Annotated in this window: 17 protein-coding genes; 8 read left to right on the top strand and 9 right to left on the bottom strand. The window is 72.2% G+C overall.

The features are described from left to right. Nucleotides 1–24: 24 nt before the first annotated feature. Nucleotides 25–861: a carbohydrate ABC transporter permease gene (locus ACNJ93_RS21535; protein WP_418961482.1), complete on the top strand. Its 837-nt coding sequence runs from the start codon at nucleotides 25–27 to the stop codon at nucleotides 859–861. A gap of 9 nt (nucleotides 862–870) precedes the next feature. Continuing rightward, nucleotides 871–2388, top strand: a complete 1518-nt coding sequence (locus tag ACNJ93_RS21540) for a glycoside hydrolase family 3 protein (RefSeq protein ID WP_418959058.1) — start codon at nucleotides 871–873, stop codon at nucleotides 2386–2388. A gap of 70 nt (nucleotides 2389–2458) precedes the next feature. On the opposite strand, the gene nagB is transcribed toward ACNJ93_RS21540, so the two are convergent. Next, the gene (gene nagB, locus ACNJ93_RS21545; protein ID WP_418959059.1) at nucleotides 2459–3244 is read right to left on the bottom strand and encodes a glucosamine-6-phosphate deaminase; all 786 of its coding nucleotides are present in this window, start codon (nucleotides 3242–3244) and stop codon (nucleotides 2459–2461) included. 545 nt (nucleotides 3245–3789) lie between these two features. Between nagB and ACNJ93_RS21550 the strand changes: the two genes are divergently transcribed. Then, on the top strand, nucleotides 3790–5256 hold the full coding sequence (locus tag ACNJ93_RS21550) for a sensor histidine kinase (RefSeq protein ID WP_418961483.1): 1467 nt from the start codon (nucleotides 3790–3792) through the stop codon (nucleotides 5254–5256). A gap of 152 nt (nucleotides 5257–5408) precedes the next feature. Here the strand turns inward: ACNJ93_RS21550 and ACNJ93_RS21555 are convergent, their stop codons facing one another. Then, nucleotides 5409–5666 (bottom strand): WhiB family transcriptional regulator, encoded by a 258-nt coding sequence (locus ACNJ93_RS21555; RefSeq protein WP_003953983.1) that lies wholly within the window; start codon nucleotides 5664–5666, stop codon nucleotides 5409–5411. Nucleotides 5667–5983: 317 nt separating this feature from the next. Next, entirely contained in the window at nucleotides 5984–6952 is a 969-nt protein-coding gene (locus ACNJ93_RS21560) for a diacylglycerol/lipid kinase family protein (RefSeq protein ID WP_418959060.1), read from the bottom strand. Nucleotides 6953–7050: 98 nt separating this feature from the next. Between ACNJ93_RS21560 and ACNJ93_RS21565 the strand changes: the two genes are divergently transcribed. Next, nucleotides 7051–7473: a hypothetical protein gene (locus ACNJ93_RS21565; protein WP_418959061.1), complete on the top strand. Its 423-nt coding sequence runs from the start codon at nucleotides 7051–7053 to the stop codon at nucleotides 7471–7473. A gap of 30 nt (nucleotides 7474–7503) precedes the next feature. On the opposite strand, the gene ACNJ93_RS21570 is transcribed toward ACNJ93_RS21565, so the two are convergent. The 3 genes from ACNJ93_RS21570 to ACNJ93_RS21580 form a co-directional block, all read right to left on the bottom strand. Next, entirely contained in the window at nucleotides 7504–8406 is a 903-nt protein-coding gene (locus ACNJ93_RS21570; protein ID WP_418961484.1) for an RNA polymerase sigma factor SigF, read from the bottom strand. A 23-nt stretch (nucleotides 8407–8429) separates the two neighbouring features. Further along, entirely contained in the window at nucleotides 8430–8843 is a 414-nt protein-coding gene (locus ACNJ93_RS21575) for an anti-sigma regulatory factor (protein ID WP_418959062.1), read from the bottom strand. A gap of 260 nt (nucleotides 8844–9103) precedes the next feature. Next, on the bottom strand, nucleotides 9104–9364 hold the full coding sequence (locus ACNJ93_RS21580) for a UBP-type zinc finger domain-containing protein (RefSeq protein ID WP_418959063.1): 261 nt from the start codon (nucleotides 9362–9364) through the stop codon (nucleotides 9104–9106). Nucleotides 9365–9408: 44 nt separating this feature from the next. Here ACNJ93_RS21580 and ACNJ93_RS21585 point away from each other — a divergent pair, with 44 nt between their 5' ends. Then, on the top strand, nucleotides 9409–11007 hold the full coding sequence (locus ACNJ93_RS21585; protein WP_418959064.1) for a Na+/H+ antiporter: 1599 nt from the start codon (nucleotides 9409–9411) through the stop codon (nucleotides 11005–11007). Here ACNJ93_RS21585 and ACNJ93_RS21590 read toward each other — a convergent pair. Further along, on the bottom strand, nucleotides 10983–11948 hold the full coding sequence (locus tag ACNJ93_RS21590; protein ID WP_418959065.1) for a 1-aminocyclopropane-1-carboxylate deaminase/D-cysteine desulfhydrase: 966 nt from the start codon (nucleotides 11946–11948) through the stop codon (nucleotides 10983–10985). The genes ACNJ93_RS21585 and ACNJ93_RS21590 overlap by 25 nt on opposite strands. A gap of 90 nt (nucleotides 11949–12038) precedes the next feature. Beyond that, a complete protein-coding gene (locus ACNJ93_RS21595) occupies nucleotides 12039–12638 on the bottom strand; it encodes an N-acetylmuramoyl-L-alanine amidase (RefSeq protein WP_418959066.1) in 600 nt (199 codons plus the stop codon). Between the two features lie 282 nt (nucleotides 12639–12920). Between ACNJ93_RS21595 and ACNJ93_RS21600 the strand changes: the two genes are divergently transcribed. Further along, nucleotides 12921–14336 carry a family 2B encapsulin nanocompartment shell protein gene (locus tag ACNJ93_RS21600; RefSeq protein WP_418959067.1) on the top strand — a complete coding sequence of 472 codons (1416 nt, stop codon included), beginning with the start codon at nucleotides 12921–12923 and terminating at the stop codon, nucleotides 14334–14336. 254 nt (nucleotides 14337–14590) lie between these two features. Next, nucleotides 14591–15646 carry a family 2 encapsulin nanocompartment cargo protein polyprenyl transferase gene (locus ACNJ93_RS21605; protein ID WP_418959068.1) on the top strand — a complete coding sequence of 352 codons (1056 nt, stop codon included), beginning with the start codon at nucleotides 14591–14593 and terminating at the stop codon, nucleotides 15644–15646. 4 nt (nucleotides 15647–15650) lie between these two features. Here the strand turns inward: ACNJ93_RS21605 and ACNJ93_RS21610 are convergent, their stop codons facing one another. Next, entirely contained in the window at nucleotides 15651–16226 is a 576-nt protein-coding gene (locus ACNJ93_RS21610; RefSeq protein WP_418959069.1) for a TetR/AcrR family transcriptional regulator, read from the bottom strand. Between the two features lie 122 nt (nucleotides 16227–16348). On the opposite strand from ACNJ93_RS21610, the gene ACNJ93_RS21615 reads away from it, so the two are divergent. Continuing rightward, entirely contained in the window at nucleotides 16349–16933 is a 585-nt protein-coding gene (locus ACNJ93_RS21615) for a dihydrofolate reductase family protein (protein WP_418959070.1), read from the top strand. Nucleotides 16934–16939: the final 6 nt, after the last annotated feature.

Below are 16939 nucleotides of genomic sequence, written 5' to 3' on the forward strand. Positions count from 1 at the left end.
GCCACCAGCCCCGCCCCGCAGAAGCTGCGCACCAGGAAGCCGCTCCGGCCCGCCGCGGTCCTGAAGAACCTCACGGCGCTGTTCCTCGCGGTGCTGTTCGTCTTCCCCGTGTACTGGATGTTCTCGTCCTCGCTGAAGCCGCAGCACGAGATCCTCACCAAGGACCCGGTGTTCGTCTTCTCGCCGACCTTCGAGAACTACACCACCGCGACGGGCGTCGACCTGTTCTGGACCTACGTCGGCAACAGCCTCGTGGTCACGGTCGGCGCGGTGCTGCTGGCCCTGGTGACCGCCCTCGCGGCGAGCTTCGCCCTGGCCCGCATGAAGTTCAAGGGCCGCAAGGGCATCGTGCTCGTCGTGATGATGGCTCAGATGGCCCCGTGGGAGGTCATGGTCATCGCGATGTACATGATCGCCCGGGACAGCGACCTCCTGAACAGCATCCCGCTGCTCACCCTCATCTACTTCGTGATGGTCCTCCCCTTCACCGTCTGGACCCTGCGCGGCTTCATCGCCGCCGTCCCGATGGAGCTGGAGGAGGCCGCCCAGATCGACGGCTGCACCCGCGGCCAGGCCTTCCGCAAGGTCATCTTCCCGCTGCTCGCGCCCGGCCTGATGTCGACCTCGCTCTTCGGCTTCATCACCGCCTGGAACGAGTTCGCGATGATCCTGATGCTCAACAAGGAGAAGGAGTCGCAGACCCTGACGCTCTGGCTGACCCAGTTCCAGACCGCGTTCGGCAGCGACTGGGGCGCGACCATGGCCGCGTCCACGCTCTTCGCCCTCCCCGTGCTCATCGTCTTCCTCTTCCTGCAGCGCAAGGCCGTCGGCGGGATGACCGCCGGCGCGGTGAAGGGATAACGGCTCCTCATGACGACGCTCCTGACCGGGTCGGACACCCTGACCCGCGACGCCCTGACCGTCCTGCAGCCCGGCTTCCTCGGGACCACCGCCCCCGACTGGCTGCTCCGGCGCATCGGCGAAGGACTCTCCTCGGTGGGTCTCTTCGGCCGCAACATCACCGGCCCCGAGCAGCTCGCCGCGCTCACCGCCCAACTGCGCGCCGAGCGCGCGGACGTGCTCGTCGCCATCGACGAGGAGGGCGGCGACGTCACCCGCCTGGAGGTCCGCGAGGGTTCCTCGTTCCCCGGCAACCACGCCCTCGGCACCGTCGACGACGTCGAGCTCACCCGGGCCGTCGCCCACGAGCTGGGCCGCCGGCTCGCCGCCTGCGGGGTGGACCTCAACTGGGCGCCCTCCGCCGACGTCAACTCGAACCCGGACAATCCGGTCATCGGCGTCCGCTCGTTCGGATCCGACCCCGACCTCGTCTCCCGGCACACCGTCGCCTACGTCGAGGGGCTCCAGGCGGCCGGGGTCGCGGCCTGCACCAAGCACTTCCCCGGACACGGCGACACCAACGTCGACTCGCACCACGCGCTGCCCCGCATCGATGTGGATCCGGACACACTGCACGCCCGTGAGCTGCGGCCTTTCCGCGCGGCCATCGCCGCGGGTTCCAAAGCGGTGATGAGCGCGCATATCCTGCTGCCCGCGCTCGACTCCGAACGTCCGGCCACCCTGAGCCCGCGGATCCTCACCGGTCTGCTGCGCCGGGAGCTGGGCCACGACGGTCTGATCGTCACCGACGGCATGGAGATGCAGGCCATCTCCGCCGTCTACGGCATCGAGCGCGGCTCCGTCCTGGCCATCGCCGCCGGAGCCGACGCGATCTGCGTCGGCGGCGGCCTGGCCGACGAGGAGACCGTACTGCGGCTGCGCGACGCGCTGGTGACGGCCGTACGGTCCGGCGAACTGCCCGAGGAGCGGCTGGCCGATGCGGCGGCGCGCGTGCGTGCTCTCGCGTCCTGGACCCAGGCGCACCGGGTCAGGGGGGCTGAATCGGGGCCGGGCGCGGCAGTGCAGGAGGGGACCGCGCCCGGCGCCGACATCGGACTGGTGGCCGCGCGCCGCGCCGTCCGGGTCACGCCGGGGGAGTTCCCCTTCACGCCGCTCACCGAGGCCCCGTACGTCGCCTCCTTCACGCCCGAGGCCAACATCGCGGTCGGCGACGAGACGCCCTGGGGCGTCGCCGCCGAACTGGACCGGCTGCTGCCCGGCACCGCCTCCGGCGCGTACGCCGGCCCGGCCGTGGCGGACGTCCTGGCGGCGGCGGGGGAGCGGCGGATCGTCGCCGTGGTCCGCGACGCGCACCGGCACGCCTGGATGACCGAGGCCCTGGACGGCCTGCTGGCGGCCCGACCGGACACGGTGGTGGTCGAGATGGGCCTCGGCAGGGCGGAGCCCCGCGGGGCGCTGCACCTCGCCACGTACGGGGCGGCCCGGGTCTGCGGCCGGGCGGCGGCGGAGCGCATCGCCGGCGTCTGAGCGCCCGTACGCGGAAGGGCCCGGCACCTGGGGGGTTGCCGGGCCCTTCGCCGTACGCCGGAACGGGGGGCTAGATGCCCTGCCAGGAGGGCTTGTTCGCGTAGGTGTGGCGGAAGTAGTCGGCGAGCTTCAGCTTCGACGCGGCGGCCTCGTCCACCACCACCGTGGCGTGCGGGTGCAGCTGGAGCGCGGAGGCCGGGACGAGCGCGGCGACCGGTCCCTCGACCGTGGCGGCCACGGCGTCCGCCTTGCCTTCGCCGGTGGCGAGCAGCACGAGGTGGCGGGCCTCCAGGATGGTGCCGATGCCCTGGGTGATGACGTGGTGCGGCACCTGGTCGATGTCGTCGTCGAAGAAGCGCGCGTTGTCGATCCGGGTCTGCTCGGTGAGCGTCTTGATCCGGGTCCGGGAGGCGAGCGAGGAGCAGGGCTCGTTGAAGCCGATGTGGCCGTCGGTGCCGATGCCGAGGATCTGCAGGTCGACCCCGCCGGCGTCGGCCAGCGCCTGGTCGTAGGCCAGGCAGGCCGCCTGGACGTCCTCGGCCGAGCCGTCCGGGCCCATGAAGGCGTCCGGCGAGAGGCCGAGCGGCTCCACGACCTGGCGCAGCACCGTCGAGCGGTACGACTCGGGGTGCCCGGCGGGCAGCCCGACGTACTCGTCCAGCTGGGCGACGCGGGCGCGCGAGGCGTCCACCGCGCCGGCCCGGACCTTGGCGGTCAGGGCGTCGTAGATGGGCAGCGGAGTCGAACCGGTGGCCACGCCCAGCAGCGCGTCGGGCTTGCGCTGCAGCAGGTCCGCGATGCCCTCCGCGATGAGTTCGCCGCCTGCCGAGGCGTCCGGGACGATGATGACTTCCACGCTGTGCCTGCCGATCTGATGAGAGGCTGGTAGGGGCCGGGGCCTGTGGTGTAGACCAATTGAAGCCCAATCTAGCAGGGCGCGGCCTCTCGTTCGGGCTGCTTCCGGAGGCTGGACGGAAGCACTCCCATGGTCGGCCGGAACGACGGCCCGGGCCACTTGGCCGGCCGGTCGACGCCGGTGGGGCCCGTGGGGCGGGCGATGCGCGAGGGGCGGACAAAAGGCCCCGAAAACACCCGCGGGCCGCGGCGCCCGACGGGACCCTCAACCCGTCCGGCACCGCAGCCCGGAGCTGCTCGGCCGGGGGTGTGCGGCCCCGCGGCCGTGGGAGGTCTCGGCGCAGTCAGGGCAGAGAGCGCCGGGTACCTCGTCCACCCTCCTGTGCGGGGAGGGTGGAGGCATGTCACCTGCATTGTGGACTAGACCAATCTGTCTGTCCATCCGTCGGTGCAGGGCTGTTCTCCGGCCATCCTCCAACACCCGGGCCCTGAGATCCAGGTTCACCGGCCGTGAATTCCACGGGTACGCTCGCAGACGTGCCCTCCATGAACGACCTCGTACGCCAGCACACCGCTCTGAGCGAGTCCGACCTCGAGTGGCTCCACCTGCTGGTCTCGGAGTGGCAGCTGCTCTCCGACCTGTCCTTCGCCGACCTGGTCCTGTGGGTGCCCACCCTCGACGGCACCCGCTACGTCTCCGTGGCGCAGATGCGCCCCAACACCGGACCGACGTCGTACCAGGACGACATGGTGGGCCACCTCGTCCCGCGCGGCCGCCGCCCGCTGCTCGACGCCGCCCTCGACGAGGGCCGCATCGTGCGCGAGGGCGACCCCGAGTGGCGGGAGGAGGTCCCGGTCCGGGTCGAGTCCATCCCCGTGCGCCGCGAGGGCCGGGTCCTCGGCGTCATCGCCCGCAACACCAACCTGCTCACCGTCCGCACCCCGTCCCGGCTGGAGCTCACCTACCTCCAGTCCGCCTCCGACCTCGCCCAGATGATCGCCGCGGGCGCCTTCCCGTTCCCGGGCGAGCAGGTCGACATGGACTCCGCCCCGCGGGCCGGCGACGGACTGATCCGGCTCGACGCCGAGGGCATCGTCCAGTACGCCTCGCCCAACGCCCTGTCCGCGTACCACCGGCTGGGCCTGGCCGCCGACCTCGTCGGCCAGCACCTCGGCCAGATCACCGCCGAACTCGCCCCCTCCCGGGGCCCGGTCGACGAGGCCCTGGTCAAACTGGCCTCCGGCTACGCCCCCCGCGAGGCCGAGGTCGAGGGCAACGGCGGGGTGATCCAGCTGCGTGCGATCCCGCTGAAGCCCAAGGGCACCCGCATCGGCTCGCTGGTCCTGCTCCGGGACGTCACCGAACTGCGACGCCGCGAGCGGGAGTTGATCACCAAGGACGCGACCATCCGGGAGATCCACCACCGGGTGAAGAACAACCTCCAGACGGTCGCGGCCCTGTTGCGGCTGCAGGCCCGCCGGATGGAGTCGGTGCGCGGCCGCGAGGCGCTGAACGAGGCCGTCCGCCGTGTGGGCTCCATCGCGATCGTGCACGAGACGCTCTCCCAGAACCTGGACGAGCGCGTGGAGTTCGACGAGATCGCCGACCGGGTCATCGCCATGGTGGCGGAGATCTCCCCGGGCAAGGTGACCTGCCGGCGCAACGGCCGCTTCGGCATCCTCGACGCCGAGGTCGCCACCCCGCTCTCCATGGTCCTCACCGAGATCCTGCAGAACGCCCTGGAGCACGCCTTCGCCCCGGGGGAGACCGGCACGGTCGACGTCACCGCCGTCCGCGGCGAGCCCCGCGCCGACGCCCGGCTGCTCATCACCGTCACCGACGACGGCCGCGGGCTGCCCGAGGGCTTCGACCCGCAGCGCGCCGGCAACCTCGGCCTGCAGATCGTACGGACGCTGGTGGAAGGGGAGTTGGGCGGCACGTTCGACATGCAGCCGGCCGCCGGCCGCGGCACCCGGGTCGTCCTCGACATCCCGGTCCATCCGCAGAAGTAGCAGCGCCCCGCGCACAGCAGCGAGCCCCGGGCCGAATCGAATCGGCCCGGGGCTCGAATGCTGTGGGTTACTGCTGCGCGCTGCGGCTCGAGGGCGGTGATTGCGTACTCGATGTACGCGCCGCTCGCCTCAGACTCGTGTCACAGGTGGCGTCAGGCGCTCGCGTTGCGCGCCCGGTTGCGAGCGGCGCGGCGCTTCATGGCACGGCGCTCGTCCTCGCTGAGGCCACCCCAGACGCCGGAGTCCTGGCCGGACTCGAGCGCCCACTGCAGGCACTGCTCCATGACGGGGCAGCGGCGGCAGACGGCCTTGGCTTCCTCGATCTGCAGCAGCGCAGGACCGGTGTTGCCGATGGGGAAGAACAGCTCGGGGTCTTCCTCGCGGCAAACGGCGTTGTGACGCCAGTCCATGGCTGCTACCTCTCTTGGTATTACGTGCAGGTTGCTTGTGAATGTGAACGCTTTCACGAATCCCCCCGCAAGGGAAGGGCCGACTGCCAGGTGAACTGGTGTGGTCCTTGGAATGAGGAGGGGTTCTGGCTCTCAGTGGAGGCCGGTCCTGCGGGCCGTCCCGATCGCCATGTAGAGATTCGCAAACCTCGGCGGCGGATACAACCCCTTCCGGAAAGTTTTTTTTGATTCCTCGGTGTCGGCTAGGTCACAGCCGTACTTCTAGGGGGTGGATGCTGGCCTAAACGTTCGAGTGGAAGGACTTTCGGTCCTTCTGGTCACACAATCACACGCAGTGCACGGCGTACGCCTGTGAACGTCACGCTCGTACGCAGGCCGAGGTGGTCTCCGTCCATCTGGAGGGGGAGCGGCACCTTCGAATGCAAGGTGAAGTCGGTCAGATCGTGCAGAGACCGCGCATGGCGGCCGTGCGGCCCGCGCTCGGGCGACGAAGTGAGCAGCTGGGTCGCGTACCGGGCCATCGCGGGGGTCGAGAGCCGGCTCAGACCGAGCACGTCGAGGGCCGTCTCGAAGGAGGCCCCGGGGGAGGCGTACACCGGACGATTGCCCAGGTAGGTCCAGGGAGAGGTGTTGCAGATTATGGACAGGACCAGGCCCTCGACGGGGGTCTGGCCCGGCCGCTCCAGCGTGATCGTTCCCTGCCGCCGGTGCGGGTCCTCCAGGAACTGGCGGAACGCCTGCCGCAGATAGAGAGCGTGCGTCGAACGCTTGCCCCGCTCGCGCTGCTGTTCGACCCGGCCGATGACGCCCGCGTCGAAGCCGTACCCCGCGCAGAACGTGAACCAGCGGGCCGGCACCGCTTCGTCCTCCGTGCCCGGCGTCCCCGCCGCGAGCCCGAGGCTCACCGTGCGTGTGCGCCGCTCACGGACCGCGTCCAGCAGGGCGCCGGTCGCCTCGACCGCGTCGTTCGGCAGCCCGAGCGCCCGCGCGAACACGTTCGTCGAACCGCCGGGCACCACCGCGAGGCCGGGCAGCCCGTCCGGATCCGGGCCGTCGTGCAGCAGCCCGTTCACCACCTCGTTGACCGTGCCGTCGCCGCCCAGGGCGACCACCAGCTCCGTCTCGCCGCTCTCGGCGGCCCGCCGCGCCAGGTCGCGGGCGTGCCCGCGGTACTCCGTGGTCACGGCCTCCAGCTTCATCTCGCTGGCCAGGGCGCGGATCAGCACGTCACGGGTACGCGCGCTGGTGGTGGTGGCTGCCGGGTTGACCACGAGAAGTGCGCGCATGGCGGCCAGGGTACCTACCGTTCGGTACTCGGCCCAGTCCGGTCCGCGGGCCGGACGCCGCCCGCCGGGCGCGCGCCCGCCCCGGCTACCCTGCCTGCATGAGCAGTACGGAGCAGACCTCCCCCCGCCCCGGGCGCCTGACCGCCGCCGCGGCGGTGGCCGGAACCGAGGCCCTGGCCCTCATGGCCGGCGGCCTCTACATCCTGGTGACCGCCCTGACCGGCACGCCCGACGACCTCGTCCAGGCCGTCACGGGCGGGGCGACGCTGGTCGCCCTCGGTCTGATCCCGCTCGCCGCGGCCCGCGGCCTGTGGCTGCTCCGCTCGTGGAGCCGGGGCCCGGCGATCATCACCCAGATCCTCGCGCTCCCCGTCGCCTGGCAGCTGCTCCAGTCGAAGGGCGCGCTGATCCCGGCCGGCATCGCCCTCGCCGTGCTCGCCGTCACCGGACTGACCCTGCTGATCAGCCCGGCGACCACCCGAGCCCTCGGTATCCGGCGCCCCGGCCAGGACGCCTCCTAGGACCTGTCCGGCGGACAGGCCCCGGCCCTGCTACTCCTCGACGAGGAGCTTCTCCCGCAGCTGCGCCAGCGTGCGGGCGAGCAGCCGGGAGACGTGCATCTGCGAGATGCCGACCTCCTGCGCGATCTGCGACTGGGTCATGTTCCCGAAGAAGCGCAGCAGCAGGATCCGCTTCTCCCGCGGCGGCAGGTCCTCCAGCAGCGGCTTCAGGGACTCGCGGTACTCGACGCCCTCCAGCGCCTCGTCCTCCGCGCCCAGCGTGTCCGCCACCGCCGGCGACTCGTCGTCGGTGTCCGGGACGTCCAGCGAGAGCGTCGAGTACGCGTTCGCGGACTCCAGGCCCTCCAGGACCTCCTCCTCCGAGATCCCCAGCTTCTCGGCCAGCTCGTGCACCGTGGGGGAGCGGCCGTGCAGCTGGGACAGCTCCGCCGTCGCCGTGGTCAGGGAGAGCCGCAGCTCCTGGAGCCGGCGGGGCACCCGTACCGCCCAGCCCTTGTCACGGAAGTGGCGCTTGATCTCGCCGACGACCGTGGGCGTCGCGTACGTGGAGAACTCCACGCCCCGGTCCGGGTCGAACCGGTCCACCGACTTGATCAGGCCGATCGTGGCCACCTGCGTCAGGTCGTCCAGCGGCTCGCCGCGGTTGCGGAACCGCCGGGCCAGGTGCTCCACCAGCGGCAGGTGCATCCGCACCAGCTGGTTGCGCAGCTCCGCCTTCTCCGCGGAGCCCTCCGGAAGGCTGCGCAGCTCGACGAACATCGCCCGGGCGCCGCTGCGGTCGTTCCCCTCGGGGGCCGCCTGCGGTTCCGGGTCCGCGTTCCGGTCTCGTGGTTCCTGCTGCTCGTGCTCGCTCATATGGACCGCCCTCCCCCAGGGCTCCGCCTGGGAGGTACCCCCAACCTGCGCCTGCTCGCTCGCTTGCTGTCCAGGGATGCCCGCCGTGGCGCGCTCGTCGCTCACGCCGGGCCTGGTCCGGCGCCGCGCTGTTTGTACAGGCTGATGGAGACCGTACGGTCCTCCGCGACGGAGGATTCGACCTTGCCGGCCAGCGCGGAGAGCACCGTCCAGGCGAAGGTGTCGCGCTCCGGGGCGCGGCCGTCGGTCGTCGGGGCCGAGACCGTCACGTCGAGGGAGTCGTCGACGAGACGGAAGACGCAGCTGAGGACGGAGCCCGGCACGGCCTGCTGGAGCAGGATCGCGCAGGCCTCGTCGACCGCGATGCGCAAGTCCTCGATCTCGTCGAGGGTGAAGTCCAAGCGCGCGGCCAGACCCGCCGTGGCCGTACGCAGCACGGACAGGTAGGCGCCCGCAGCGGGCAGCCGGACTTCCACGAAGTCCTGGTTCCCGGGCTCGCCTGCGATCTGGGACACCCTCACCTCCAAGGTGGCACAAGCTCGTTCGGGGCCCGGGGGAGCGGGGCTCTCCCGGACCGGGCGGTACGCAGTCGGTCACTGGTCCGCCGTGAAACTATCGCGATACGGGGTTCCGTGTCGCCGTGGGCCCCCCGTCCGATCGCCCCGGCCCGGACGTCACTCATGGTAGATGCACGAGCACGGACAGTGGCTAGAGGTCTGCGACGCCCAATTGCGCGGAACCTTCGGTCCTTTGACCGGGGTGACGTACCCAGGCCTCAGACGATCGAACCGTCCACGAAGCACCACCGCCAGCTCTCGTCAGGTTCGAAGGTCCGCATCACCGCGTGGCCGCTGGCGGTGAAGTGCGCCGTCGCGTGCCGCCCCGACGACGAGTCGCAGCAGCCCACGTGCCCGCAGTGCAGGCACAGCCGCAGCTGCACCGGGTGCGCGCCCGTGGCCAGGCACTCCGGACAGGTCGCGCTCAGGGGCGCCGGCTCGGGGCGCGGCAGTTCGGCAACGTGGGGGCACTCGCTCATGATGGCCAGGTTACGTGGCGGCTGTGACGGCGGGGACGGAAGAGATGGACGCACTGGAACTGGTGGGGCTGGTCGCGGTGAGCGCCGCGGTGGCGGGAGCGGCGCGCAGGACGCCGGTGGCCGCGCCGCTGCTCCTCGTGGCGGCGGGGCTGGTCGCCTCGTACATCCCCGGGGTGCCGGAGTACACCCTCGACCCGCACATCGTGCTGCCGCTGATCCTGCCGCCGCTGCTCTACACGGCCGCGGTGGACTCCTCGTACCTCGACCTGCGGGCGAACGTGCGGCCCATCGCGCTGCTGTCGGTGGGCTACGTGCTCTTCGCGACCTTCGCGGTCGGCTGGCTCGCCTACGTGCTGATCCCCGACCTGCCGCTGACCGCGGCGCTGGTCCTCGGCGCGGTCGTGGCCCCGCCGGACGCCGTCGCGGCCACCGCGATCGCCCGCCGGCTCGGGCTGCCGCACCGGATCACCACGATCCTGCAGGGCGAGTCCCTGGTGAACGACGCCACCGCGATCACCGCCTACAAGGTCGCCCTCGCGGCGGCCGTCGGCGAGGGCGTGAGCTGGGCCGGCGGGCTCGGCGAGTTCGCGCTCGCCGCCCTCGGCGGCGTCGGCGTCGGCCTGGTCCTGATGGCGCCGATCCACTGGCTGCGCTGCAAGCTCTCCGACCCGCTGCTGCAGAACACCCTCTCCCTGCTCATCCCCTTCGTCGCCTACGCGGCGGCCGAGGAGGTCGGGGCCTCCGGCGTGCTCGCCGTCGTCGTGGTGGCCCTCTACCTCGGGCACCGGGCCTGGCAGGTGGACTTCGCGACCCGGCTCCAGGAGGAGGCGGTGTGGAGGATGGTCGCCTTCGTCCTGGAGTCCACCGTCTTCGCGCTGATCGGTCTCCAGCTCCCGTACGTCGTCCAGGGCCTCGGCCGGTACGGGATGGCCGAGGCCGCCTGGTACGCGCTCGGGGTCTTCGCCGCGGTCGTCGTGGTGCGGTTCGTCTGGGTCTTCCCGGCCACGTTCCTGCCGCGCTGGATGTCGGCGCGGATCCGGGAGCGCGAGCCCGGCGTGAACTGGACCGCGCCGTTGATCGTCGGCTGGGCCGGGATGCGCGGGGTGGTCTCGCTGGCCATCGCGTTCTCCATCCCGGTCGTCGCCGAGGGCGAGCCGTTCCCGGCCCGCAACCTCGTGCTCTTCCTCACCTTCACCACGGTCATCGGCACGCTCGTGGTGCAGGGCCTCACGCTGCCGCCGCTGATCCGGTCCCTCAAACTGCCCGCCCGTGACCTGCGCGCGGAGACCCTGGCCGAGGCGCAGGCGCAGAACGAGGCGTCGCAGGCCGCGGAGGCCCGGCTGGAGGCGCTGCTCGCCGACGAGCGCAACGCCCTGCCGCAGCCGCTCGCCGACCGGCTCCGCGCGGTCCTGGAACGGCGACGGAACGCGGTCTGGGAGCGGCTCGGCCAGGTGGACCCGGTGACGGGCGAGACCGTGGACGACACGTACCGGCGGCTGTCGCGCGAGGTCATCGAGACCGAGCGGGAGGTCTTCGTCCGGCTGCGGGACGCCCGCCGGATCGACGACGAGATGATGCGCACGCTGCTGCGCCGGCTGGACCTGGAGGAGGCGGCGGCCTACCGGGAGGAGGCGGCGGACTGACCGCCGCTCCGGGCCCCGCGCCGATCACCCTCCGCGGTGACCGTGCGGACGTTCGAGCCATCGCCTGAACCGGTGATCACGGCGGCGAGCCGGGTCCCGGGCGGGAAGGCGCCCTCCTCCGTGAGCGTCAGAAGTCCGTGCAACATTTTGGCGACATACAGACGCTCGACAGCGAGTCCGTGCCGTTCCTCGAAATCCTGTGCGAACGCGTCGAGGGCCGGGGAGACGCGGGCGTAGCCGCCGCCGTGGAAACGCTCGTCGAGGCTCCAGTCGCCCGCGCGCCCGCCGAGGGCCGCCGCCTGGAGCGCCGTCACGGCCGCCCCGAGGAAGCCTCCCTTGAGGACGGGGACGCCGAGCGCGCGCTGCCCCGGGCCGAGCCCCGCGGCCAGGCCGGCCAGGGTGCCGCCGGTGCCGCAGGCCACGGCGACCACGTCCGCCGCCCCCATGAGCTCGCGGCCCAGCTCCACGCAGCCCCGCACCGCGAGCGCGTTGCTGCCGCCCTCGGGGACCACGTACGCCTCCGGCGGCGCCTCGCGCAGGAGCCGGGCGAGGACCTCCGGCTCGTCCTTGGCGCGGTACGTGGCCCGGTCCACGAACACCAGACGCATCCCGTCGGCCGCGCAGCGGGCCAGGGACGGGTTGAGGGGCCGGCCGGCCAGCTCGTCGCCGCGGACCACGCCGATCGTCGGGAAACCGAGCAGCCGGCCGGCCGCGGCGGTCGCGGACAGGTGGTGCGAGTACGCGCCGCCGAAGGTCAGCACCGGCCGGCCTGCCGCGGCCTCCAGGTTGAGCGCCAGCTTGCGCCACTTGTTGCCCGGCAGGTCCGGGTGGATCAGGTCGTCCCGCTTCAGCAGCAGCCGCACCCCGTGCCGGCCGAAGCGCTCGTCCTCGACCGGCACCAGGGGCGAGGGGAGCCGGGGGCGCAGGCGGGAGACGTTCACCCCGCCATTGTGGCGGGGCGGCCGGCGCGGGTCGCGGGCGGCCGCCCCGGTGGTCGTAGACGCCCGCGCCCGGGGCCCGTACCGGAGGCGTCAGGCGCCCTGCCGCAGGCGTTCCTCGATCCGCCGGCGCATCGACGCCATGGTGAAGCCGCGCGGATCGACCTTGCCCGGCTGCCACTCCAGGTGGCCGATCACCGAGCGGTGCGTCCAGCCGTGGACCCGGCAGACCGCCGCCGCGGCCTTCTCGATGGCCTCCAGCTGCACCTTGGGCCACGGGTCCTCGCCGTCGCCGAGGTTCTCGCACTCGAAGCCGTAGAAGTGGCGGTTGCCGTCCGTCGTGGCCTCGTTGTCCGGCGGCAGCCGCTGCTCGGCGATCACCGCCCGCAGGACGTCGTCGTCGCCGGCGCCCGCGTGGTTGGCCCGGCCGTAGCCGACGAGGTGGACCTTGCCGTCCTTGGCGATCACGCCGTGGCACAGGGGCCCCGGCAGGTCGCGGTGGCCGTCGCGGCAGATCTGGACGGTGCGGGCGGTGCCACGGGTGACCGTGTGGTGGATCATCACGCCGTGCACGGGACCCCAGGGCCCCTTGTGGTTGCGGTTGTGGGTGCGCCAGTCGCCGACCTGGACGACCGTCAGGCCCTCGTCGCGCAGCGCGTCGAGGAACCTGCTCGCGGACATGGGTTTGGCCATGGCCGCCTCCCTACTCGTCTCGTGGTGAGCTCGTCGTACCGGAAGTGCTCCTACCGGATGTATCGGAGTACGGAGCTCCGCCCTGAGCCGTTCGGACGGTGTGCGAGCCGATCCGGACAGACCTGCGGGCCGGGCCGGGGGCTCGCGGGGCCGATCGGGTGGAAACCGAAGGTTCTGCCCCGCGTGTCCGCGGATCATGCCCACTCATTTGTGTAATGGCTCGCGCACGCAGCGTGCTGAAAGGCTTCCTCTCGCAGGTCTACATGATCGAGAGGGAGTCCCATGTCGGTTGGTTCGGTTGGCGACGAGGTCCGCGCGGAGCAGGCGCCGCCGCAGCAGAGTCTCGGTACCGCCGCCGCGCGGAACCTGGCGACCACCACCAAGTCGGCCCCGCAGATGCAGGAGATCACCTCCCGGTGGCTGCTGCGGATGCTGCCGTGGGTGCAGGTGCAGGGCGGTACATACCGGGTGAACCGGAGGCTCAGCTATTCCGTCGGTGACGGCCGCGTCACCTTCGTCCAGACCGGGGCGCGGGTCGCCGTCATCCCCGCCGAGCTCGGCGAACTCCCCGCGCTGCGCCACTACGAGGACGAGGAGGCGCTGACCGAGCTGGCGTCCCGCTGCCGGCAGCGGGAGTTCGCCGCCGGCGAGATCATCGCCGTCTCCGGCGAGGCCACCGACCGGGTCTTCCTGCTCGCGCACGGCCGGGTCGAGCAGCTCGGCGAGGGTCCGTACGGCGACGAGGCCGTGCTCGGCGTGCTCGCCGACGGCGCGTACTTCGGCGACCGCTCGCTCACCGACCCCGAGGCCCGCTGGGAGTGGACCGCCCGCGCGGCCACCGCCTGCACCGTCCTGGAGCTCACCCGCGAGGACGTGCGCAACCTCGCGGAGCGGGCCACCTCGCTCGGCGCCCACCTCGCGACCGTCGCCGCCCTGCCGGAGCAGCGCACCAACAAGTACGGCGAGGCCGCCATCGACCTCTCCGCCGGCCACGTCGGCGAGGCCGTCGTCCCGCACACCTACGTCGACTACGACGCCTCGCCGCGCGAGTACGAGCTGAGCGTCGCGCAGACCGTGCTCAAGGTGCACACGCGGGTCGCCGACCTCTACAACCAGCCGATGAACCAGACCGAGCAGCAGTTGCGGCTCACGGTCGAGGCGCTCCGCGAGCGCCAGGAGCACGAGCTGATCAACAACAAGGAGTTCGGCCTCCTCTCCAACTGCGACTACGGGCAGCGGCTCCAGCCGCACGACGGCGTCCCCAGCCCCGACGACATGGACGAGCTGCTGTCCCGCCGCCGCGGCTCCAAGCTCTTCCTCGCCCACCCGCGCGCGATCGCCGCCTTCGGCCGCGAGTGCAGCCGGCGCGGCCTGGTGCCCGAGACGATCGAGATCAACGGCAACCGGATCCCGACCTGGCGCGGGGTGCCGATCTTCCCGTGCAACAAGATCCCGATCTCCGACGCCCGGACGACCTCGATCATCTGTATGCGTACCGGCGAGTCCGACCAGGGCGTCATCGGCCTGCACCAGACCGGCCTGCCGGACGAGATCGAGCCGAGCCTGTCGGTCCGCTTCATGGGCATCGACGAGCAGGCGATCATCTCGTACCTGGTCACGGCCTACTACTCGGCCGCCATCCTCGTCCCGGACGCTCTCGGCGTGCTGGAGAACGTCGAGGTCAGCCGCTGGCGCTGACGCCGCGCCGGGCGGCGGGGGCCCCGCCCCCCCGCCGCTTGGCCGCCTGCCGGCAACGGCGTGTCGGCACGGCAACGGCCTGTCGTCACGGGCCTGCGGCACCGGCTCGTCGTCGACGGTCTGCCGTCACCGGCCTGTCGGCACCGGCGTCGCCGACGGCCTGCCTTCATCGCCCGCCGTAGCGCCCGCCGTCATCGCTCCCGCCGTCGACGGCCCGTCGTCACCGGCCCTCGTCACCGCCCGTCGTGAAGGAAATGACCGTGACCATGACCCACGCCCATGCCACGACCGACGGTCAGGGGGCCGTGGCGCTGCTGGACGAGACCCGGACCGTCGTCAACCCGCAGCTGCGGTCCACCGTCGAGACCCTGCCCGGCTCCATACGGAGGGTCGCGATGTACCACTTCGGCTGGGAGGACGCCGACGGCAGCCCGGCTGCCGGGCAGGCCGGCAAGGCCATCCGCCCCGCGCTGGTGCTCGCCGCCGCCCGCGCCCTCGGCGCGGACCCGGCCCCGGCCGTGCGCGCGGCCGCCGCGGTGGAGCTGGCGCACAACTTCACCCTGCTCCACGACGACATCGTCGACGAGGACCCGACGCGCCGTCACCGTGCCACCGCCTGGACGGTGTTCGGCATCCCGGACGCCCTGATCGCGGGCGACGCCATGCTCGCGCTCGCCCTGCGCCAGCTCGCCGAGGACCGCCATCCGGCCTCCGCCGCGGCCTCGGCCCGGCTCGCCGCCTGCGTCATCGAACTGTGCGCCGGTCAGCAGGCGGACTGCGCCTTCGAGCAGCGCCCGCCCCAGGAGGTCACGCTCGACGAGTGCCTGGCCATGGCCACGGCGAAGACGGGCGCGCTCCTGGGCTGCGCCTGCGCGCTCGGCGCGCTGTACGCGGGCGCGGGGGAGAGCGAGGTCGCGGCGATGGACGCGTTCGGCCGGGAGGCCGGGCTCGCGTTCCAGCTGATCGACGACCTCATCGGCATCTGGGGCGACCCGGACCGCACGGGCAAGCCGGCGGGCGCGGACCTGGCCGCCCACAAGAAGTCGCTCCCGGTGGTGGCCGCGCTCACCTCGGGCACGGCCGCGGGCGCGGAGCTGGCCCGCCTGTACGCGGAACCGGTGCTGGACGCGGCCGGGGTGCGGGCCGCGGCCGACGCGGTCGAACGGGCCGGCGGCCGCGACTGGGCGCAGGCCGAGGCGGCCGACCGGATGGCCCGCGCGGTGCACCAGCTGTCGCTGGCGGTACCGGATCTGACGGCCGCGGGGGACCTGCTGTCGCTCGCGGAGTTCGTCACGAGGCGAACGCGCTGAGCGGTCAGCCCTCCGGCACGATCCGGTGCACCACCGTCTCGATGAGGGAGTCGAGCGCCCGCTCGTCGTGCATCCCCGGGACGGTGAAGTGGTCGAGCAGCAGCCCGGTGAGGGCGAAATAGAGCAGCCGGACCGTGTCGGCGTCGCCCGGCATGCGGGCGGCGAGATGGAGCCGGATGTTCTCGTCGAGGTCGGAGCGCAGCACCTCGGTGAGCCGCTCGCGCAGATCCGGGCGGCGGGTGGCCTCCAGGCGGAGCTCGAAGAGCCCGAGGTAGCAGGAGCGCTGCGCAGCCATCCGCCGGGCGAGCCACTGCATGAGCTCGACCAGCAGCTCGCGTGACGGCTCGGGCGCGAGCGCGCCGTCGATCGCGCCCTGCTCCGGGGTGAGCCGGACGAAGATGCGCTCCGCGACCTGGGAGAGCAACTGGTCGCGGTCCGTGAAGTAGTTGGACGAGGTGCCCGTGGGCACGGCCGCCCGGGCGTCGACCGCCCGGAAGGTCAGCCCGCGGGCGCCTTCGTCCGCCAGTACCTCGATCGCCGCGTCCAGCAGCGCCGCTCTGCGTTCGGGATTCCTCGCCACCCCGGACCTCCTGATTCCACTTCCCACCGGAAAATAGCCCTTGCGCAACCACTACAGGTGAAGCACTATAGCTGTCGTGGTCGCCGGGGAGGCGGCCGCTCCCTCGAACGGAAGAGACCGGTTTGCGCAAGCTCACCTATTACATCGCCTGCTCGCTCGACGGCTTCATCGGCGACCCCAAGGGCGATGCCACGTCGATGTACAAGTTCATCGACGCCGAGTACCTGGCCTTCATGAACGCCGAGTACCCGGAGACCGTCCCGACCCAGGCGCGCGCCCAGCTCGGGATCGACGCGCCGAACAAGCGCTTCGACACGGTGATCCAGGGCCTGAACTCGTACCGGCTCGCCCTGGACGAGGGCGTCACCAGCCCGTACGCGCACCTGCGGCAGTACGTGGCGACCCGCTCGCTCACGCAGTCGCCGAGCCCGGACGTGGAACTCATCGCGGAGGACCTCGTCGGCCGGGTGCGCGCGCTGAAGGCGGAGGACGGCGACAAGGACATCTGGCTCTGCGGCGGCTCACAGATCGCCGGCGAGCTGGTCGACGAGATCGACGAGCTGATCATCAAGAGCTACCCGCAGCTCTACGGCACGGGCATGCCGATGTTCGGCGGTGCCGGCTTCGAGCCCCGCGACTTCGTGCTCGACGGCGTCCGCACCTTCGGGAACGGCGTGGCGGTCCGCACGTACACCAGGAAGCGGTGATCCCGG

This window comes from Streptomyces tritici, assembly GCF_048500665.1.
Taxonomy (GTDB): domain Bacteria; phylum Actinomycetota; class Actinomycetes; order Streptomycetales; family Streptomycetaceae; genus Streptomyces; species Streptomyces tritici.